The following is a 19,876-nucleotide window of genomic DNA, read 5'->3' on the forward strand; positions in this document are numbered from 1 at the left end:
TCAAGCCGCCCAGCATTTGGCGACGTGTTCGGCTAAATCTACCACCCGTTGGGAGTAGCCCCATTCGTTGTCATACCAGGCCACCACCTTGACCAGGGTGCCATCCATGACCATCGTGAGGGCGGCATCCACAATCGAAGAAGTGTCCGTGCCCCGGTAATCGCTGGAAACCAGGGGTTCTTCGTTGTAGCCGAGGATACCTTTGAGGGGACCTTCGCTGGCCTGTTTCAAAGCGCCATTCACCTCTTCGGCGATGGTGGGCTGGCTGACTTCCACCACCAAATCCGCCAGGGACACGTTGGGGGTGGGCACCCGGAAGGCGATACCGTTGAGTTTGCCATTCAATTCCGGCAGTACCAAACCCACCGCCTTGGCCGCCCCGGTGGACGTGGGGACGATATTCACCGCCGCCGCCCGGGCCCGCCGCAAATCCCGGTGGCTGGCATCCAACAGCCGTTGGTCGCCGGTGTAGCTGTGGGTGGTGGTCATCATGCCCTTGACAATTCCAAAATGCTCATGCAATACCTTGACCACGGGGGCGAGGCAGTTGGTGGTACAACTGGCATTGCTAATAATGTGGTGTTCGTGGTGGTTGTAGTCCTGGTGGTTGACCCCCATGACAAAGGTGCCGATGCCTGAGCCTTTCCCGGGGGCGGTAATCATCACTTTTTTGGCACCGGCGGTGAGGTGTTTGCTGGCACCTTTTTCATCCACAAATACCCCGGTGGCTTCGATGATCAGGTCAATCCCCAATTCGCCCCAGGGCAGGTTTTCCGGGTTGCGGTCGGAATAGCATTTACAGGTTTTGCCATTGACCGTGATCGAATTTTCATCGCTGGTAATGTCGGCATCCCAGCGCCCCAACATGGAGTCATATTTCAGCAGATGGGCGTTGGTTTTGGGGTCGGAGGTGTCGTTGATCGCCACAACGTCCAGCCCGGTGGTCGCCCGTCCCGCCCAACAGCGCAGGAAGTTGCGCCCGATGCGGCCAAAGCCATTAATTGCAACCTTAATCACGGTAGTCCTCAACGGTGATGATGGCGTGAATTTGCCCTACATCTTACCACCGTTTGGGCTTTCCTACTGGGGATCAAGGAAACGAATGGTACCTGGTGCGTCCGTTCCCTCCGGGGAAAATTCCTGGTATGATAACGCCTGAACCCCGCTGTGGTGTCGTAAGGAGTTTGGATGCCACCCCGTGCAATTGACTTTTCGGGCCGTCCCTTTCATTTTATTGGCATTGGGGGCATTGGGATGTCGGCCTTGGCGCATATCCTGGCGCGCCGGGGGGTGCCGGTGTCCGGTTCGGATGTGTCGGTGAATGGGATCAGCGCCCGGTTGGCAAGTCTGGGGGTGCGGGTGACCCCCCAGGATGGTTCGGCTTTGCGGGCGTGGGGAGACTGCCTGCCCCAGGTGATCTGTTCCACGGCGATTAGCGACTCGAATCTGGAATATCAATTGGCGCAGGGGTTGGGTTGCCCGATGTTTCACCGTTCGGAGGTGTTGGCGGCGCTGGCCCAGGAGTACGAAAGTGTCCTGGTGGCGGGCACCCACGGCAAAACCACCACCAGCAGTTTGATCAGCCACATTCTGTTAGAGGGCGGCTGGGACCCGACGATTATCATTGGCGGGGAAGTGAATACCTGGGGGGGCAATGCCCGCTTGGGGCAGGGGCGGTTTTTGGTGGCGGAGGCGGATGAATCGGATGGCACCCTGGTCAACCTGCGGGGGCGGGTGGGGGTGATCACCAATATTGAATTGGACCATACGAACCATTTTGCTGATTTGGCGCAGGTGGTGGCGACCTTTCGGACTTTTGCCCAGCATTGCGGGACGATGGTGCTGTCGGCGGATTGTGATACGGCGGCGCAGTTGGGGCGGGAATTGACCACGCCGGTGTTGACCTATGGGTTAAACGTGCCTGCCACCTACACGGTGGGGGATGTGCATTATTTACCCACGGGGATCACCGCCGAGGTGTGGGAGCGGGAGTGCCTTTTGGGAACCCTGGCCCTGCCCCTGTTCGGGGAGCATAATTTGCAAAATACCCTGGCGGCGGTGGCGGTATGCCGGGAATTGGGGGTGGATTTTCCTTTGATTCAACGGGCGGTGACGACGTTTACGGGGGCGCGTCGGCGGTTTGAACTGCGGGGGCAAGGGGGGGGGATTGAGTTTTATGACGACTATGCCCACCATCCCAGCGAAATTCGGGCGACGTTGAATGCGGCCCGGCAACGGTGGCCCCAGGGGGAACGGCGGTTGGTGGTGGTGTTCCAGCCCCATCGTTATAGCCGCACGGCCAGTTTGCTGAGGGATTTTGGCCCCGTCTTTAGCGAGGCGGATGTGGTGATTACGGTGGACATTTACGGGGCGGGGGAGGCCAATCCCACGGGGGTGACGGGGGAGGATTTTGCCCAGGAGGTGCGCCAATACCACCCGGCGGTGACCTATGCGCCCACTCTGGAGCAAGTGGAACACCATTTGCGGGAAATATTACAGCCTGGGGATGCGGTGTTATTCCTGGGGGCGGGGAATCTGAATCGGGTCATTCCCCGTTTGTTGGCGTTTTATCAACCGAGTGACCCCTTGGCCGTGGGATGACCCCAGGGGCGCTCTGCCGGGAACAGGTGGACTTGGCGGTATTGACCACCTATCGGGTGGGGGGACGGGCCGAGTGGTTGGCTCTGCCCCGGTGTGTGGAGGAATTGCAAACCGCCCTGGCTTGGGCACACCAGTCCCACCTGCCGGTGACGGTGATCGGTGCGGGTTCTAACGTGCTGATCAGCGACCAGGGTTTAGCGGGATTGGTGGTCTGTACCCGTTATCTGCGGGGGGTGACGTGGGATGAACGCACGGGGCGGGTGACGGCGGCGGCGGGGATGCCCTTACCCCAACTGGCCTGGGATGCGGCGCGGCGGGGGTGGGATGGGTTGGCTTGGGCGGTGGGGATTCCCGGTACGGTGGGGGGGGCGGTGGTGATGAATGCGGGGGCGCAGGGGGGCTGTACGGCGGAGGCCCTGGTGGCGGCGCAGGTCTTCCAGGCTGGGGAGGTCATCACCTACCGGAACGCGGAATTGCACTACGCCTACCGTAGCTCTTGCCTGCAAACCGATGGGGGGGTGGTGCTCTCCGGCTGTTGGCAATGTACCCCCGGCCATGACCCCCAATGCCTGCTCCAGCAAACCAGCGATTATCTGCATCACCGGCGCAGTACCCAGCCCTACCATTTGCCCAGTTGTGGCAGTGTGTTTCGCAACCCATCGGCGGCAAAGGCGGGATGGTTAATTGAACATAGCGGATTGAAGGGCTACCAAATCGGCCAAGCCCAAGTTTCCCCCATGCACGCCAACTTTATCGTCAATCTCGGGGGGGCAACGGCACAGGATATTTATGATTTAATCCATCATGTCCAAGGGGTGGTGGCAGAAAAGTGGGGGATAGAATTACACCCGGAAGTAAAATTTTTGGGGGAGTTTCGCCGTCCCCCGGTTTGAATTTATTTATGGGCACTTCTAAGAATGGGTCGCAGGGGTGCTGTCCCCGTTTGTGGTTCTGGGGAATTTTTGTATGCCTACGGCACGCAAGCGAACGTTAATCAAGGGTGATTGCGATATGCTTCCCAATGCCAGGTGGAAACTTGGGGACTCCAGGGGCATCTAGCCAGCAAAAAGAGCAGTTTAATTCGTAACCGCCGGTTTGGTTTTGTCCTGCCGCAGTTCCACCAGGGGGGCTTGGGGGTCACTGAGATCAATGGCGGCAATCCGATTCAGGGGCACTTGCCGGGGTAAATTCCGCAGGCGGTCCAGGGCAACCAATTGCTCCGGGAGTTGTTGCAAATCCCCCCCCAGGCGAATCAAACCCAATTCTGTGTGCAGATGAATATCCCCGACCTGTTCCCAGTCAATCCCCGTGACCCGCACCGGACTCGCCATCACCGCCTGGTACACCTGGGGCCAAAGGGATTTTTGGGTGGGGTGCCAACCCGTCACCCGCAGTGGGGGAAAACGTTTTAACTGCCGCAGGGTCGGGCCATATTCCGCACTCAGTTGATTGCCCTCCCGGTCGAGAAAGCCCTGGTTTTGGGGGGTACAATGCCGTTGACAGACCAGCACCGCCACCGGATGCCGTTCTTCCACCCACACCTCGACCCGACTGGGAAACCCCTGCCGCCGCACCCGCACCTGCGCCACAATCGGTTCCTGCTGGAGTTTTTGGGTCAAAGTCGTGGGGGACAACTGCCAAAGGAATTGGGGGGATTCCAGGACTAACCATTTCCGCACCTGCGCCTCGGTCAATAGCCCTTCCGTGCGGATGGTGATTTGCCCCGGTTCCCTGATTTGCCACAGGGGATGCACCAACAGCCAGCCCAACCCCAAAGCCACCCCCCCACTCGCCAGGGTTTGCCAGACCTCTAGCCAAAAACGCCACTGCCTTTGACGACGCAGGGTTTGCCGTCGTTGGCGAAAGTTCATTCCTGCCGGAGAAGTTCTCATAAAATGTATTTAATCTTAATTCCCAGAAAATGTACAGACGCTGACCGTACTCCCGGCACGCTGAATCCACAATCCCTGGGGGTTTAGGGGCAATGCCTACGGATTTAGTTTAACATTTAACAATTTTTTATTAAAGTTGCCTTAATTTTTATCCCGGCGAAATCGGTTAACAATAGGTAGCGATACCTACGGTCGGGTCAAACGGGTACTGAGGGTTGCCGATGCACGGGTTTCTGGCGGGTTCCCTGAAGGTAGAGCGGGTGACGGTGCCCATCCGGGGTTTGCCATCGGCGTTGGCGGGGTTGCGGTTGGTGCAACTTTCCGATTTTCATTTTGACGGCCTGCGCTTGAGCAAATCCCTCTTGGGGGAAGCCTTGGCCACTGCCCAGGCGGAGCAACCGGATTTGATTGTCCTCACCGGGGATTACGTCACGGACGACCCCAGCCCGATTGGGGCATTGTGCGCTTATTTGGGGGAATTGCGGGCGACCTATGGGGTATGGGCGGTGCTGGGCAACCACGATATTGAATGGCCCGAGTCCCGGCAGGTAGTCACCCAAGCCATGACCCAGGTGGGGATTCGCGTGTTGTGGAACCAGGTGGCTTACCCGGTGGGCCAAGGGTTGGCGGTGGTGGGGCTGGCGGATTTTTGGTCGAAGGAATTTCGCCCTGCTCCAGTGTTGCAATCCCTACCCCCGGAATTGCCCCGCTTGGTACTTGCCCACAACCCCGATAGTGCGGAGGTTTTGCAACGGTGGCGGGTGGATTTGCAACTGTCTGGCCATACCCACGGGGGGCAGGTGGTGATTCCGGGGTGGGGACCCTTGCCCGCCCGTACCCGTACTTGGTTCCAACGGATACCCCGCTGGTTGCGCCGCTGGATTCCTTCCCCCTTGTTCAACCAAAACTGCGACCGGGTGATCCTGCATTGGGAATGGAGCGAGGGCTTGCATCGGGTGGGGCAAAATCAGCTTTATGTGAATCGGGGGTTGGGCACCTATTTGCCGGGGCGGTTGTTTTGTCCGCCGGAAGTCACGGTCATCACCCTGACGCAGGAAGCGGCAGTCAAACCGGAGGAGTCAGCGGCAGTGGGGGTTTTGGTGTGATTGCCTTGTCTGGGTAAAAGCCATTAAACCAAATCCCGGCGTTTTTGCAAAAAGGGCACCGCCACCAACATGACCAGGATCAATAGACCCAAATTGCGCCAACTGGTTAACACATTGGCATTGAACAACGGCCCATGATCCTTACGAAAGGTATCGAGCAAGCCTTCCGCTTCGTTGATGGAACGACTGCGCCGCTGTTGCCAATCCGTGAATTTATCCTGCCAAGCGGTGATTTGTTGCTGGTAGATTTTCATTTGGTTCTGATAGTCCCGCAGGGTATCCCGGAAGGTGGCAAAGGCCGCCGGGTCATCCGGCACCTCCCCTGGCTCGGCGGGTTTGGTGGGTTTGACTGGCTCCGGTTCATCCACTGCCGAATTGTACCGACTGCGAATCCCCGGAAATTCACATTGGCGAAACACATTAGCACCCAGACATTGACAGGTTTGTAATTCTGCCGCCGTCAAGGCTTTGCGGGCCGCCGCATCCTTCTGCCAACAGGGGTCCTGGATCAAATCCCGCCCCATCCCGGATAGGCTCACCAGGGCCTCGTAGGGCCAGCGGATCACCGACACCTGGGAAAGTAATTTGGCGCCGCCCCCCATACCCGTCACGGGCTGAATCCCGCCGCTGAAAATAATCATCGGCACCAAAAATAAAATACTCAGCAGGGGTGCCATATTCTGGTTTGGTGCCAGAGCGGAAACAAACAGCCCCATTACCATCCCGCCAAAGGTCGCCAGGGCAAAGGTGACATACATTTGCATGACTACGTCCCAACCGCCGGGAATGTCCACCGCTAATTTTTTCACAAGTAAAAAGACCGCCCCCTGATAAGCGGCAAATAGCACCGCCAACGACACCTTGGAGGCAATGTAGGGAAGCAATTGTAACCCCACCATCCGTTCCCGACGGTAAACCTCCACCTCCTTCACCAGGTCCCGCATGGTGGTCAATTCCCCGATCAATACTGCGATTAAGGCACTCACAAACAGCATGGTCATGGACTGGGCCGCATTGCCCGTGTCCGTGTTAAAAATATGCCGATCCCAAGCGATAAAATCCAACAGCCCCAGCAACACCGGGGTCAGCAAAATCAAAGCGAAACTGCCCATATCCTGTTGCAAAATCGCCACATTCCGGCGCAGGAGGATCAGAAATTGCCGCCAAGGGGAAATCCCCCGGTTCAGCACCCGCTTCTGGGGGGTTTGGGGCCGCAGACCAGAGGTTTTGGGCTTGACCATCTCCTGGAGGGATTGCTGCCGCTCCAGCACATATTGACGATACTGAGGCGAGGCTAGGTAGGCTTCCTGGAGTTGGATGGCCGTGGGCGCCTGGGGGTTCTTTTCCCGGTCCAACGCCCGATAAATGCCGGTAATATCCCGAATGTGAAACGGTGCCAAGGCGGTGGCAAAATTTTCCAGAAAGTAGGGCACTAATTCCTCCGGTGGGCCAAAATAGGCGACCCGGCCCCCCTCTGCCATATAAATCACCAAATCGCACAGGGCAACATTTTGGGTGGCATGGGTAATCAGCAAAATCGTCCGCCCCTGATCCGCCAACTGGCGCAGGAGTTCCATCATGTCGGTTTCCGTGCCGGGGTCAAGACCAGACGTGGCCTCATCCAGGAAAAACAAACTCGGTTTGGTGAGCAATTCCACCCCGATACAAACCCGCCGCTGTTGCCCACCGCTGAGGCTTTTCACCGGCACATCCCGCCGCTGGGTGAGACCCAATTCCGCCAGCACCTCGTTAATCCGCTGTTGCCGTTCCTCTGGGCGGGTATCGGCAGGCATCCGCAACTGGGCGGCAAAATCCAAAGACTGGGCAACGGTCAATTCCTCATGGATGATATTTTTCTGGGGCACATAGCCAATTTCACTGTGGTAGGCGTTGAAATTTCGGTACAAATCCACCCCATTCACCATCACCGTCCCGCCGGTGGCCGGGCGCAGACCATTTAGGGCATCCAACAGCGTGGATTTGCCGGAACCGGAAGGCCCCAAAATCGCCACAAATTCCCGGGGCATGATGGAAACCGATACCCCATTCAGCACCTTGGCACCGGATTTGACCACCTTGCTCAAATTCAGGGCATCCAGCCGCAGGTTCCCCACCTCGTTGGTCTGAACCAGGGTTTCGTTAATATTTAGTACTAATAAATGCGACCCAATCCGGATCGTATCCCCCGTCCTCAGGGTAAAGGGGGCGGTAACTTGTTTGCCATTGACGTAGGTGCCGTTGGTGGAACCCAAATCCGTCAGGACAAAGGAACCCTGCTTGCGCTCCACCCGGGCGTGGTACCGGGACACGGTGGGGTGGTGAATCACCAAGTCATTTTGGGGGTCCCGGCCAATGGTGAGCATCTGGCGTCCCCGCAGGTCCAAAATCGCCGGTTGGGCATCCACGAGGGGCAGGGGGTCATCCCCTAGCAGTACCGTTTTGCCACTGTCCCCCGGACTGGTTTGGCGGGTGGCGGGCTGGTCGGGCACCACCACTTGGTAGCCCAGGGTGACCCGGTTGCCAATGCTCAACACATCCCCGTTACGCAGTTCGTGCTGTTGCACCCGCTGCCCGTCATAGACCAAGCCATTGCTGCTGTTCAGGTCAATGATTTCGTAGCCGGTGGGACGACGCTCCAACCGAGCATGGCGACCGGAAACCACGCTTTCTTCAATGACAATATCGCAGGTGGGATGCCGCCCCAAAAGCAAGGATTCCCCCGTCAATGGCACCTTGCGGGTAGATTCGGGGGTGGTAATGACCAAAAAGGACAGGCCGGTTTGGGTCGGGCTGTCGGGGGGGGACGACATAGGGGTCATGGATAATGATTCAGCAACGGTCTATCGCTCCTCACACGTTTATTAAGGTATAACGAATCCCAGGCTTTTGGCAAAGTTCAGCCATCCCCCTCCCAAGCACTACAACAATTCCAGAAGATTCATGTGAATAACCAGGTTACTTAAAACCAGGAACGGGGCGATGCCCTCGGACTTTTAATTTTCTAAATTTAAAGTTTAACTCACAATTCAAATATGATTGCTACCGAGAGATTACCAAAATGCTGGATGTGCACCCCCGCATGGAGATTGGGCATCCGCTCAGCCAATGGGTGCTTTGGTTCACAGGGGAGGGGTCTGTGCCGCCTGGGCTACCATGTCCATCTCATCCTGCGCCAAAGTCGCCAAAAGGGCTTGGGCATCAGCACCATCCAAGCGTTGTAACGCCTGCGCCAGCCGCAACCGCACCTGCCAATCGGGATGGTTGACCAATGTCCCCAGATGGGGTACCGCCCGCATATCCCCCAAATCCGCCAAGGCACCAATTGCCGCCAATTGCAATAGGTCAATCTCCGCCGTCAAGGCTTCCAACAACAGGGGATAGGCACGGGCATCCCCCAACACCCCCAACCCGGCAATCACACTGAATTTGACCAACCACTCCGGGCTTTCCCGGTAGGCACGCTCCAAATCCTCGTAGGCTTCGGTTAACCCCAACCCCGCCAGGGCATCCGCCGCCGCCGCCTGTACATCCGCTTCACTATCGCCATACAACCGTTCCCGCAGGAGGGGCAGTAATTCCTGCTTTTGCGCCGCTGATAACCCTACCATATTCCCCAATTGGCTGACCGCCGCATAACGCACCCGGGCGTTGCGATCCGTGATCACCTCCTTGAGCAAAGCCATCGCCACCGCTGGTGCCAACTGCCGACATTGTTCCACCCCATGCAGACGGCGACCCCAATCCGCATCGTTCAATAGGGCTTGTACCGTTTCAGGAGCGGACATGGTTCACCCGACTCAACAGGGCGTGTAGTTGCTGAATTTCGCTCACGATACTCAGTAAAATTTTGTTTTGCTGATCCAATTGTAACTGTAACCGCTCCGTGCGAGCTTCCAAATGGCTCAGGCGATTTTCCTGGGATTCGCCCTGGGCATCCAATTCCAGCAACCGGGAGACGATTTCCCTTTGCACCAATCCCTCAATCCCCTGAATCAACAGGGTTTCGATATTGACTAATTTGTTCGCCAACGCCTGCATTTCCGTAGCCGCCACCGGAGCGGGCAAGACCTGAAATTCCCCGGTCAAGGCTTTATTGATATGTTGGTATAAATCTTCCTGTTGAAAAGGCTTTTCTAAAAAATCAAACCCCACAAAGGGCTGGGGCACTTTATTCACCACCTCATCCGGCAAACCGGACATCATAATCACCGGAATTTTTTGCAAAGTCACATCTTTTTGCAGAAGTTGCAGGGTCTCATAGCCGTCCAATTCGGGCATGACAAAATCCAGCAAAATCACATCCGGTTTATGCTCTTTTGCCAGTCGCACCCCCTCCCGCCCATTGCGAGCTTCCACCACCAGGAAGCGGTCTTCGAGCAAATCCACGACCATTTTGCGGATCATGATGCTGTCATCAATGACCAAAATGCGGTGTTTTTTGCCAATCATAGGGGTCATGGTTTTACTCAGATTTTGGAAGCTCCAACTTGTCCGTATTATACCCAGGGGTACAAGCTCAAGGAACAGTTTCCGGCAAACGGGCGAGTTGCACCCCCACCGCCAGCGCCAGCAACACCAAAAAAATCCAGAGTCCATCGGCACTAGGGCGGGGTAAATCCAAAAACCAGCCCCCCACCGGCGGCCCCAGCAAGTACCCGGCGGACCAACACAGGGAATTGACCGCCAAATAGGTGCCCCGCAGTTCCCAGGGAGCCAGTTGAGCCACCCAGGTGGAAGCCGTGGGCAGGTAAGCCGCCGTCGCCACCGCCAACAGGGACAACCCCAGCCAAGCCGGAAACTGGAGCAATCCCGTCAGGGCAATCCCCGCAAACCCCGCCCCCCAAAACCAGGACGACAGTTGCAGGGTACCAATCAACCCCAAAGGCTGGGACAGACGCACCACTGGAATTTGCAACGCCGCCGTCACCAGCACAAACAGGGTAAAAAAAGCCGTGATTTTCACATTGGACAATCCCTCCGTCCCGACAAAATTTTTCAAATAGAGGGGTAAGGCACTGTTGGTTTGCGCCAAAAAAAAAGTAAAAATAGTATTAATGACCACATAAACTTGCAGGGTTTTATCTTGCCTTAAAATTTGCCCCATGCCCTGCAATTGGCTGGTGGTTTGGCGCACCGGTTCTGTGAGTCCCACCGCCACAATCAGCCCAAACAGCAGAAAGCTCAACCCGTCAATGATAAACAACCAGCGAAATAATTCCCCCACCAAAATGCCCCCCAAGGCTACCCCCAGTCCCAACCCCACCGCATCGGCACTGCGGGTCAAGGCATAGGCGGTTTGGCGTTGCGATGGTGCCGTCAAATCTGCCACAGCGGCCTCATTGGCAGGCCAGTACAAACCCACCCCCAGCCCCAACACCAAATTCCCCAGGGTAAAAGTGACAAAATCCCCGGAACCGGCCAAGCCCGCACAGCCCAGGGCAGAAATCAGGGCGGCCAGGATCAACACGGGTTTGCGGCCAAAGCGGTCACTGCCCCACCCCCCGGCGATCCGCCCCGCAATGCCACTGAACGCCGTCGCCCCCAGCCCCACCCCCACCTGGGTCGCACTCAGTCCCACTTGATTCACAAACACAATCGGCGCATAAAACAGCGTAAAGCCGCTGCCCAACTGGGAGAGCAAGCGGCCGACGAAAAGAACCCAGATTTGGGGATGGAACACCCTAGAATCCCGCCCCCGGCTTGAAGCTGGGCACCACCAGGGAATCATCCTGCTTGGTCAAGCGGTTGTACAGACGTTCCGTGTTGGGGAAATTGGCCGCAGGCAGGGTGGGATAACGGCGGTAGGGCACCACATCCTCCCCAAACACCTCGGCGTATTCGGGACTCCCCACCATCGCCTCGATAAACGCCTTCAACCCTTGGCTGGCCAGGATTTGATTGTAACGGCGAATTTCCGCCTGATCCTTGGGGGCCCGTCCCAGGAAATGCTTGGTGCCCAATTCAATCACCTTGGTATTGGGATAGGGGGTGTAAAACTCCCGCAGATACAACTCCGACTGCCCCAACCCAATGATAAATTCCCGCACCGTGATTTCCCCATTCCCCAGGCGACTTTCCAAAGCGGTAAATTCATTCCCCACCACATAGGGTTCAATATCCCGCTCGAAAATTTGCCGGTAGGCCGCCCGCATCACCTGCCCCAAGGCCACCTTGTCCGCCGTGTTGGTCAGCTTGAAGACCTTGGTTTGCTCCCGCTCCTTGCTCACCCCCTGGTTCACCCGGAAGGCAATATCGGGAGCCGTCCGTAGGTTGGTTGGGGTCGCCAATTCCACAAACCGGGGCGTTTCCTCCGGCGTGACCGTCACCCCCAACTCCCCAATTGTCCCCGGGCGCAGACCCCGCAAGGCCAACCCCTGGGGCGTGAGATAGCGTTCGTAGGGCACCGTATCTTCGCCAAACACCTCGTTGTATTCCGGGCTTTCGATCAGGGCATCAATCAACCCATAAAAACCCTTTTTGGCGCAAATGTCGTAGTAGGCATTCAACTCCTGCCGCCCGTAGGTGGGACGACCAAGTAACCGCCGATGGATGTACTCAACCGCTTTACAAACGTACAGCTTTGTCCAGTACAAATCCCGGAACACATCCGAGCGAGCCAACTGGCGAATAAACTCCCGCACGGAAATTTCCCCATTTTCCAGCTTGATTTCCGCCACGGTTAACCGTTGCCCCTCATAGACCATCCGCCCAAACACCTGCAAGTAGGCCGCCCGAATCACCGCCTGCGTAGACACCTCACTAAACCGCACACTGGACTGGGTGCCTGCGGCTCGATTGCCCGTCCGGGGGGTTTGGGTCAGCTTAAACACCTTAGGCCCGAGGGAACCCGGTGCCTCCGCCCGTGCCTGGGGATTACTCACCTGGTTGGTGATCCCCGCCCCATTCCGGATCAAAATCCGCCGCACATCCTTGCCAATCGGGGCCGGAGCCGCCTTGGGACTGACCGTATCCTTCGGGAAAATCGCCCCAAATTGAATCTCCAACGGGTCATTCCCCACCCCGTAGGCATGGCGGTCGGGTAAAGGCCGGTCATACCCCGCAAACAAGGTCACAAACTGGGGCACCTTGCGAAACGGCGCACTGTAATTAAATAAATCAATCTGCGCCCCCCAATTGCGGCACTCCTGGGCTTCAATCCCCAACCCCCGCAAATAGGGCACAGTTTCCTCGCCAAAATAGTCCCCATACTCCCGGGAATCCACCAGGGCATCCACCAAACGGTTAATCCCCCCCTCGGAAATAATGCTGAAATAGCGGCTAAATTCCTCCCGGGAACCGATCCCCCGGCCCAGGAAATGGCGGAAGGCTAATTCCACCACCCGGCTATTCACAAACCGGTCCACAAACTGCTGGCGATACAGGGGGGATTTCCCCAACCGGCGGATAAATTCCTTCATGGAAATTTCCCCGTTTTTGACCTTCGATTCCAGGTCGGAAATGCCCAGACTATACGCCTTGACAATATCCCGCTCAAACACCTGCCGATAGGCCGCCCGCAATACCTCTTTTTTCTCTAACTCTGATAAACCCGGCTTCATGGCATAACGGGGTCGCCCCACCGTCGCCGCATAGTAAATTTGGGGCAATTCCAGCCCTTGCAAATCCCCAGAAGGACGCTGGCGCAACTTATTAGAAGGTGTGGGGGCAATAAATTCACGCAACACCACATCAAAATAACTTTTCACCATTTCTTGTATCTTGGGATCGGAACGGAAGTACCCCACCGCCGTCCGTTGCATCTCCTTAATGGCTACTACCGTTGCCGCCGTCGAACAGGCTCTTTCAATGATTTCCCGCAGGCCCCGCACATTCACCGTCAAAATGTTGGGGTCACCCGCCACCATCGCATAGGTAATATAGCGCAAAAACCAACTCAAATCCCGCAAGGATTTCTGCATATTACTGGCACCATAGCGGGAGATATTAATCGGTTGAAACCCCGGGGGAATATCCCCACCAGCGGTACTAAAAATATTCCGAATCCCCTCAAAAAATCCCCCTTGACTTTCCACATAAAAGGCCGTCCCCAACTTCATGGCCTCCTTGGTATCCATGCCGTTGGCATCCATCACCTGGGCATCCGCCGGTTTTTCCAGGTAGGCCATCGGCGAACCCCCCACAAAAATCCGGTTGGCCGCCCGGGACACGATCAATTCCGAATTGGTGGTCAATACCGTCGCCACCTCTAGCCGTTGTTGCCCCGAAGCCAAATAGGTTTCCAGTTGTTGCAACTCGGTTTGACTGGGGAAACGGTCTTCCTGCTCCGCCTGGGCAATCGTTTCCACCCCAACGGTGCGAAAAAGCTGGGGTTGCACCACCGGACTCCCGCCACTGGCCTTGACTGTCATGACACGGCTCCTCGATAACACATGGACTCTTCCCCAGTGATCATACCGGGCCGCGACCCCCATCTGAGAGCCAAGTAACGGTTTGTTACATTTCCCCTGAGCACCGAGATTGACCAAAATTTTGGAGAACCAAGGACGGGGATCACACCTCTGGGAACCGCTGATTGTGCATTAATCAAAAATTAACCAAAACAACCAGTTACGGTCAGATCGTGACGATGAAAAATCAAATTCCGGCTCATCAGGCAGGTATTCCCAACAGGAGAAATAGGGCACCAAAAAGTAGTAAAAAACCACTCCAAAACCACCCCCAAAATCTGTGGAAACTGGAAATACGGCGATTACCTAACCGTAGTTGAATCAAGTCCATATAGGACGCTAAACCCCGGCGGAACCAGCCCAGCACTTCCCCCTGTTGACCGATAAAGCCCTTGACTTGTTTGGCACCAAATAAGAAATTTCCTAGAGATCCAAATCGAGAAGCATAATGCAAAAATATCAACCCGGTTTTGTCCTGAAATTGCAGGTCAGAACCCCAGATATAACCACTGTCCCCCCGCCCGATCACTTGCCCTTCTAAACGTGCCGGACGTCCCCGCAATGGACTCGCATAGGGGTCAGACATGAGCGTGAGCACATCCATCGCCGGTGCTTGGCGGAAACTCGGATACATCACCCCCAATTTGAGCAGTCTTCCGAAGCCCCAGCCCAACAACCATGACCCCACAACCAACAAAATGACTTTGAACCAATGATTGCTAACCAGATCATGAGCCAGGAATACCGCCGTGATAATGCCAGCTACTAAACCTAAAAATCCCCCCAACCAAGGTGCGCCGTAAACCAAAATATCTAAAAGAAATCCCCCGTATAACCGCCCTTTGTCCAGGTAACGCCCCTCGCTGACAATCGCCCCCATATTAAACGCCGCCGACTGCCCCAACGCCTCCGCATAGTTTGCCAACGCCCGAATCCGTTTGCCGGTCAGGGGATGGGTCGAATTTAACTCCATCCAGGTCGCCCAGGGGTTGAATAAATCCCACAAAAATACCCGTCCCACCGCCTCCGTGCCCGCAGAACCATAGACCGTCCCCGTTGCCACCGCCGCTTTCGGATCAAAAATACCCAATGCCCGGGTGCCCTCCAACATCCGGCTGGGGGTCTCCGATTTCTGGCTCTGATCCACAATCCCGTAGGCAATTTTCACCAACGCCCGGGACAACGCATTGGGGTTCCCGGTAGCTTCAGCGGCAAAATGGTCAGCAAAATACTCCCGCACCCGAGATAAATACAACACCAAATAAGTGCCAACAATATAAAAAATATACGCCGCTAGGGCTACCGAACCTGCCACATTTGCCCCCTTATTGTCACTGTCCCCCCTGCCCATTTCCCGCAGAAAAATGTACAGTAAAAAGCAAATTTGCACCAAGGTCTGCGCCAGGGTCATGACTGCAAAATCCCAATGCACCACGTGTCCCAATTCGTGGGCATAAACCGCCGCCGCTTCCTCATCCGCCAAATAGGTAAATAATCCCTGACTCACCACCACCCGGGCGGTATCGGGCAGGGAACCATAGGTAAAAGCGGTGGGATTTTGGTCATTAATTAACCCCAATTTCGGTGTTTTTAACCCCTTCTCTGCACAAATTTGCCGAATAATGTTTGCCGAAGCCCGACTCTGGCGTTCAATATCCACCAAAGAAACCCAACGGGTTTGATAAAGCCCCCCTTGGATCATATCCATGATGTAAGGAGCCAGAAAAAAGACGATACTGTTTACGACAATCGTGGCTACAATTGCCTTGAACAGTCCCATCGCCGGGTCAGCACTATCCACAATCAGCATGACCGCTAAGCCCAAAACAAACACCATCCCCAACAGCAGACTTACGGTCACGGTCGAAGCCAAGGTCAAATTGCCAATACCAGCGGCTAACGGAAGTGGGTTACGGGCAGTCATAAACAACACTCCGAGGGCGACACCTTTATTCTAGGAGCCAAATTTGTCTCGTCAAGCACCTGCCGGAAATCAAGCGTTGGTATCCCCTTGTGCCAACCGTGCCAGCACCGCCGTGAGCGACACCAGGGCTAAGGCTTCCCCCCGGCGATAGACCAACCCCTGGAATAATTCCCGATACCAGGCGTGCAACTGCGGGGGCATGGGGACAATCTGGGATTGATCCGCCGTAAATAGCCCCTCCAAAGCCGTCACCACCCAAGCCAACCGGCGATTCCCCGTCGTCACTACCACCGTCGTCATGGGCAGATGCTCATTTGGGGTTGCCCCTGGGAGACGGAGAAATACCGCCAAATCCAGCACCCAACAGAGTTGACCAGAGCGGTTGACCACCCCCAACAGGGCGGCGGGTACCCCTGGTAGGGGACAAATTTCCTTTGGGGAGATTTGCGCCACCTCTCGCACCACCTCCGCGGGGAGTGCCAAACGCACGTTTTTCCCCAGCCGCACCGCAAAACATTCCTGGGGAGGGACAGCCACAGGGGTTCTGGTCATGCTCTGTGCCTCCTTTGTTGATGAGTAAATAATTCAGTAACTATAGCAATACTAAGTGAAAATCCAATAGGGGTCGCAGGGCACCGCCCCCGTCCCTGATTCTGGGAAATTTTTACTCGTTAATCAATATAGAATTGCTATGGATAACGTAGGGGTCGCAGGGCACCGCCCCTGTCCTTGGTTCTAAGTAATTATGATTATTCCAACGATGAGATTTATGGCTACGCCACGCAGGCTATGGGTTGGCTCAAATAAAATAAATAGAGATGCCCTATTGTTTAATTATCGTTGTTGTTGCGCCAATTCTTCCCGCAGAACCTGCCGATAAATCCAAGGCAACAGGGGTGTCAACCGATTGGATTCGCTCCCGTAGCCCAAACTTGTCCAGGTGGGGGATAGGGTACGCAACACCGACTCCAATTCCCCCCGGCGCAGGCTCGCCGCCACATCCAGATTCCAGGCACTGGGGTCGCTCAGCCAATGGTACACCACCTGGTCTTGAAATTCCGGTGCAAAGCTCAAACCATGAGCCTGGGGATGGTAACGCCGGGCTTTTTCGTACCAGGTGGTAGAAAGCAGTTGATACCGCCCCGCCGCCGTAGAACACCAACCGGGACGAATCGCCACACACTGGTCGGGATGGCGAGTGAAATTGACGATGTGCCCCCCCCCATACAGACGGCTGTACCCCTGGGGGCCGTAGGCTTCACTCACGGTGATCGTCCGCATCAACGCCCGCACGTAGGGGTCACCCCCCCGCATCACCAAAGGCGGCGAAAGCCAGCGGGTGAGCAACCAGGGTTGCAGGAGCGGCCAACAGCCCATCCCCATACCCACAACCATCGCTGTCCAGAAGGAATAACCCCCTGGCCGCCTCACCACCCGTTTATGCCCCATCACACCGAATTGGTTTGCCCTACATCAACCATACAACGGCTGTAACCGACCCCCATGCCTAGGACATGGCTTGGATCACGTAGTCAAAGTAGTCGCTGGCCGTATCCGCATCTTCCGCATCCAACAGCGCCAGGGAAGCGGTTTTCAGACAGCGAATCGCATCCGCCATCCCCACCACCGGCACCCCCAGGGAGTTGTACATTTCCCGCACCCCCACCAGCCCAATGCTCTCAATGGGGGCCTTATCCCCCGCCACAATCCCGTAGGAGATCAACCGCAAATACCAGCCATAATCCCGCAGACACAACGCCCGCTGCCGCTGACCGTAGGCATTGCCGCCGGGGAGGATGTAGTCCGGGTGCAACTGCCAGAGTTGTTGTACCGCCTTGTCAATAATCTTTTTCTCATTTTCCGCCAGGGTGCTGGCGATGCGAAGCCGTTGTTCACCGGTGGCAAAAAAATCCCGAATGGACTGCAATTCCCCGCTGGTGGGGTAACGCAACTCCTCATCCGCTTGCAAAATTACCTGTGCGACTAAAGCCATATGCCAAAACCTCGTTAGTACAGCCAAACAAACCCACCTGTTCCACTTTAGGAATTAATCGCCCCTTCCGGCAAGGGGTCAGGGAATGGTCGCACCGGGGGCGGGGGTCGGGCTGATTTGGGGGGCGGGTTTTTCCGGGTTTTCTTTGATCATGTACACGGACTGCACCTGCTTTTGGGGCACGGGTAGGGCTTCGATTTTGCCCGTATCAATGGTGTAAACCACCACGTCTGCCCGCAGGGTATTGTTTTCCTGTTGGACAAAGACATTCCCCCGTAGGGTGACAATCCGGCGACGGGTGTCGTATTCCGCCATTTCCGAAACCGCATCCACCTGGCGGCTGGGATAGACCATGCGGACATTCCCCCGGGCGATAAAAATCCCAGAACGGGCGTTCCCTTCCTGGGTATCGGAAGTGATGGTCAAGGGACCACCGCGGTTGGGGGCGGGGCTAGGTTGTGCCAACAGGGGCATCATGGCGGTCAGCAAGCTGAGACTCCCCAACACACCAATGGCAAATCCTTTCATAATGGTGACTGCAACACTACTGTTTATCTTAAATGACGCATTCCCCCTTGGGTCAGTGCCTGTTTATCAGTGGGAGTGATACGGATGCGGGGAAAACGGTGGTCACAGCGGCTCTGGCTTTGACCAGCGGGCAGGTGGGGGTGATGAAACTGGTGCAGGCGGGGACGGGCGACCGGGAGTATTACCAAAAAATTTTAGCGTTAGACCAAAGCCCGACGGAATTAAATCCCCTGTATTTTGCCGCTCCCCTGGCTCCCCCCTTAGCGGCACAGCGGGAGGGACGGACGGTGGACTTAGCCCAGGCGTGGCAAAGTTTAACCCAACTGCGGCAGCGGTTTCCCCGGGTATTGATTGAAGGGGCGGGGGGGCTAGGTTCGCCCGTGACCTGGGAGTGGACGGCGGCGGATGTGTGCGCCCAGTGGCGGTTGCCAACCATCGTGGTGATCCCCGTGCGGTTGGGGGCGATTGGGCAGGCGGTGGCGCAGGTGGCTCTGGCTCGACAGGTGGGGGTGCCCCTGCGGGGATTGGTCTTGAATGAACTAGAACCCTTGACCCCAGCGCAACGGCAGGATTGGGCACCGGTGGGGCTGATCCAACAACTGACGGGGGTACCCATCGTGGCACAATTTCCCCATGTGACGGACATCTTTTCCCCAGAATGTCTCAAAAGAGCGGCTCTATCTGCGGATATGGAACGGTGCTGGTCGGGTTAAATCTGGCTTTTGGGCGCAAAAACGGCATTTAGGGTTACAGCCCCGCAAATTATGTGGTTAAATCGGAAGTGAATGCCAAACCGTAGGGCGTTATGACCAGAAAAGTTTTGGTGATTGATGACAGCCGAGTGATTCGGATGCGGGTGAAGGAGATGATGCCCCAGGAAGGTTTGGAACTGCTGGAAGCCCGGGATGGGGTGGAAGGCATGAAAATGATCCGCCAACATCAGCCGAATTTAATTTTGCTGGATTTTATTCTCCCGAAAAAGGGGGGCTGGGACATTTTTCAAGAAATTCAACAGGATGCCCACCTACACCCCATTGCCCTGGTGATTATGTCAGGACGCAAAGAAGAAGTGGTCGAAAAAATCCCGGAACCCTTTGATTATTTTGCCTTTGTTTCTAAACCCTTTGAAAAGGCGGAATTGTTTGAAGCCATCCGGTTAGCCACCCGGTTTGCCAGTGAGCGGCTAAAACGCCAGCAGGTCGCCCCTAGCCCCAAGCCCGTGAGTGCGGATGTGGAGGCACGGGTGCAGGCATTGGAAGCGCAAGTTGCCCAACTGCGGGGGGAATTGCAATCCCTGCGTACCTGGATTCAAGAACGGCTAGGGGGTTGATGGTTGAGCAATATAGCCATCCTATTTGATTTGTATTAGCTTGCGTGCCGTAGGCATACAAAAATTTTCCAGAACCATACACCCTAGGTGCTTC

At 56.2% G+C, this 19,876-nt stretch carries 17 protein-coding genes; 5 read left to right on the top strand and 12 right to left on the bottom strand.

The window, feature by feature from the left end; all coding sequences use genetic code 11:
- Positions 1-1,017: a type I glyceraldehyde-3-phosphate dehydrogenase gene (locus MLD66_RS08800; RefSeq protein ID WP_247217042.1), complete on the bottom strand. Its 1,017-nt coding sequence runs from the start codon at positions 1,015-1,017 to the stop codon at positions 1-3.
- A gap of 171 nt (positions 1,018-1,188) precedes the next feature.
- Here MLD66_RS08800 and murC point away from each other — a divergent pair, with 171 nt between their 5' ends.
- Together murC and murB are read left to right on the top strand one after the other, a co-directional pair.
- Positions 1,189-2,601, top strand: coding sequence for a UDP-N-acetylmuramate--L-alanine ligase (gene murC, locus MLD66_RS08805; protein WP_247217043.1), 1,413 nt, complete (start codon positions 1,189-1,191; stop codon positions 2,599-2,601).
- Positions 2,598-3,494 (top strand): UDP-N-acetylmuramate dehydrogenase, encoded by an 897-nt coding sequence (gene murB, locus MLD66_RS08810; protein ID WP_247217045.1) that lies wholly within the window; start codon positions 2,598-2,600, stop codon positions 3,492-3,494. Before murC ends, murB begins: the two co-directional genes overlap by 4 nt.
- A gap of 183 nt (positions 3,495-3,677) precedes the next feature.
- Here murB and MLD66_RS08815 read toward each other — a convergent pair whose 3' ends face one another.
- Positions 3,678-4,493, bottom strand: a complete 816-nt coding sequence (locus MLD66_RS08815; RefSeq protein WP_247217047.1) for an FtsQ-type POTRA domain-containing protein — start codon at positions 4,491-4,493, stop codon at positions 3,678-3,680.
- A gap of 221 nt (positions 4,494-4,714) precedes the next feature.
- On the opposite strand from MLD66_RS08815, the gene MLD66_RS08820 reads away from it, so the two are divergent.
- The gene (locus MLD66_RS08820) at positions 4,715-5,599 is read left to right on the top strand and encodes a metallophosphoesterase (RefSeq protein ID WP_247217049.1); all 885 of its coding nucleotides are present in this window, start codon (positions 4,715-4,717) and stop codon (positions 5,597-5,599) included.
- A gap of 23 nt (positions 5,600-5,622) precedes the next feature.
- On the opposite strand, the gene MLD66_RS08825 is transcribed toward MLD66_RS08820, so the two are convergent.
- From MLD66_RS08825 to MLD66_RS08870, 10 genes are all read right to left on the bottom strand, one after another.
- Positions 5,623-8,409, bottom strand: a complete 2,787-nt coding sequence (locus MLD66_RS08825; protein ID WP_247217051.1) for an FHA domain-containing protein — start codon at positions 8,407-8,409, stop codon at positions 5,623-5,625.
- Between the two features lie 309 nt (positions 8,410-8,718).
- Entirely contained in the window at positions 8,719-9,384 is a 666-nt protein-coding gene (locus MLD66_RS08830) for a HEAT repeat domain-containing protein (RefSeq protein WP_247217053.1), read from the bottom strand.
- A complete protein-coding gene (locus MLD66_RS08835; RefSeq protein WP_247217055.1) occupies positions 9,371-10,057 on the bottom strand; it encodes a response regulator in 687 nt (228 codons plus the stop codon). The genes MLD66_RS08830 and MLD66_RS08835 overlap by 14 nt, the downstream gene beginning before the upstream one ends.
- A gap of 58 nt (positions 10,058-10,115) precedes the next feature.
- Positions 10,116-11,279, bottom strand: coding sequence for an MFS transporter (locus MLD66_RS08840; RefSeq protein WP_247217057.1), 1,164 nt, complete (start codon positions 11,277-11,279; stop codon positions 10,116-10,118).
- A 1-nt stretch (position 11,280) separates the two neighbouring features.
- Positions 11,281-13,968, bottom strand: a complete 2,688-nt coding sequence (locus MLD66_RS08845; protein ID WP_247217059.1) for a phycobilisome rod-core linker polypeptide — start codon at positions 13,966-13,968, stop codon at positions 11,281-11,283.
- 241 nt (positions 13,969-14,209) lie between these two features.
- On the bottom strand, positions 14,210-15,931 hold the full coding sequence (locus MLD66_RS08850) for a zinc metalloprotease HtpX (RefSeq protein WP_247217061.1): 1,722 nt from the start codon (positions 15,929-15,931) through the stop codon (positions 14,210-14,212).
- Between the two features lie 69 nt (positions 15,932-16,000).
- Entirely contained in the window at positions 16,001-16,483 is a 483-nt protein-coding gene (locus tag MLD66_RS08855; RefSeq protein WP_247217063.1) for a chemotaxis protein CheW, read from the bottom strand.
- A 282-nt stretch (positions 16,484-16,765) separates the two neighbouring features.
- A complete protein-coding gene (locus MLD66_RS08860; protein WP_247217065.1) occupies positions 16,766-17,365 on the bottom strand; it encodes a glycoside hydrolase family protein in 600 nt (199 codons plus the stop codon).
- Positions 17,366-17,438: 73 nt separating this feature from the next.
- Entirely contained in the window at positions 17,439-17,924 is a 486-nt protein-coding gene (gene apcD / locus MLD66_RS08865; protein ID WP_247217067.1) for an allophycocyanin subunit alpha-B, read from the bottom strand.
- Positions 17,925-18,002: 78 nt separating this feature from the next.
- Positions 18,003-18,452, bottom strand: a complete 450-nt coding sequence (locus MLD66_RS08870; RefSeq protein ID WP_247217069.1) for an LptA/OstA family protein — start codon at positions 18,450-18,452, stop codon at positions 18,003-18,005.
- 32 nt (positions 18,453-18,484) lie between these two features.
- Between MLD66_RS08870 and bioD the strand changes: the two genes are divergently transcribed.
- Positions 18,485-19,165, top strand: a complete 681-nt coding sequence (bioD, locus tag MLD66_RS08875; RefSeq protein ID WP_247217070.1) for a dethiobiotin synthase — start codon at positions 18,485-18,487, stop codon at positions 19,163-19,165.
- 92 nt (positions 19,166-19,257) lie between these two features.
- Positions 19,258-19,782, top strand: a complete 525-nt coding sequence (locus MLD66_RS08880) for a response regulator (protein ID WP_247217071.1) — start codon at positions 19,258-19,260, stop codon at positions 19,780-19,782.
- Positions 19,783-19,876 lie beyond the last annotated feature (94 nt).

Source organism: Synechococcus sp. C9, from assembly GCF_022984075.1.
In the GTDB taxonomy this organism is placed as follows: Bacteria; Cyanobacteriota; Cyanobacteriia; order Gloeomargaritales; family Gloeomargaritaceae; genus Gloeomargarita.

Coding starts and splice junctions, on each gene's coding strand:
- MLD66_RS08880 (WP_247217071.1), top strand. CDS start 19,258: ATGACCAGAAAAGTTTTGGTGATTGATGACAGCCGAGTGATTCGGATG.
- bioD (WP_247217070.1), top strand. CDS start 18,485: ATGACGCATTCCCCCTTGGGTCAGTGCCTGTTTATCAGTGGGAGTGAT.
- MLD66_RS08815 (WP_247217047.1), bottom strand. CDS start 4,493: ATGAGAACTTCTCCGGCAGGAATGAACTTTCGCCAACGACGGCAAACC.
- MLD66_RS08820 (WP_247217049.1), top strand. CDS start 4,715: ATGCACGGGTTTCTGGCGGGTTCCCTGAAGGTAGAGCGGGTGACGGTG.
- apcD (WP_247217067.1), bottom strand. CDS start 17,924: ATGGCTTTAGTCGCACAGGTAATTTTGCAAGCGGATGAGGAGTTGCGT.
- MLD66_RS08855 (WP_247217063.1), bottom strand. CDS start 16,483: ATGACCAGAACCCCTGTGGCTGTCCCTCCCCAGGAATGTTTTGCGGTG.
- MLD66_RS08835 (WP_247217055.1), bottom strand. CDS start 10,057: ATGACCCCTATGATTGGCAAAAAACACCGCATTTTGGTCATTGATGAC.
- murB (WP_247217045.1), top strand. CDS start 2,598: ATGACCCCAGGGGCGCTCTGCCGGGAACAGGTGGACTTGGCGGTATTG.
- MLD66_RS08825 (WP_247217051.1), bottom strand. CDS start 8,409: ATGTCGTCCCCCCCCGACAGCCCGACCCAAACCGGCCTGTCCTTTTTG.
- MLD66_RS08870 (WP_247217069.1), bottom strand. CDS start 18,452: ATGAAAGGATTTGCCATTGGTGTGTTGGGGAGTCTCAGCTTGCTGACC.
- MLD66_RS08830 (WP_247217053.1), bottom strand. CDS start 9,384: ATGTCCGCTCCTGAAACGGTACAAGCCCTATTGAACGATGCGGATTGG.
- MLD66_RS08850 (WP_247217061.1), bottom strand. CDS start 15,931: ATGACTGCCCGTAACCCACTTCCGTTAGCCGCTGGTATTGGCAATTTG.
- MLD66_RS08845 (WP_247217059.1), bottom strand. CDS start 13,968: ATGACAGTCAAGGCCAGTGGCGGGAGTCCGGTGGTGCAACCCCAGCTT.
- murC (WP_247217043.1), top strand. CDS start 1,189: ATGCCACCCCGTGCAATTGACTTTTCGGGCCGTCCCTTTCATTTTATT.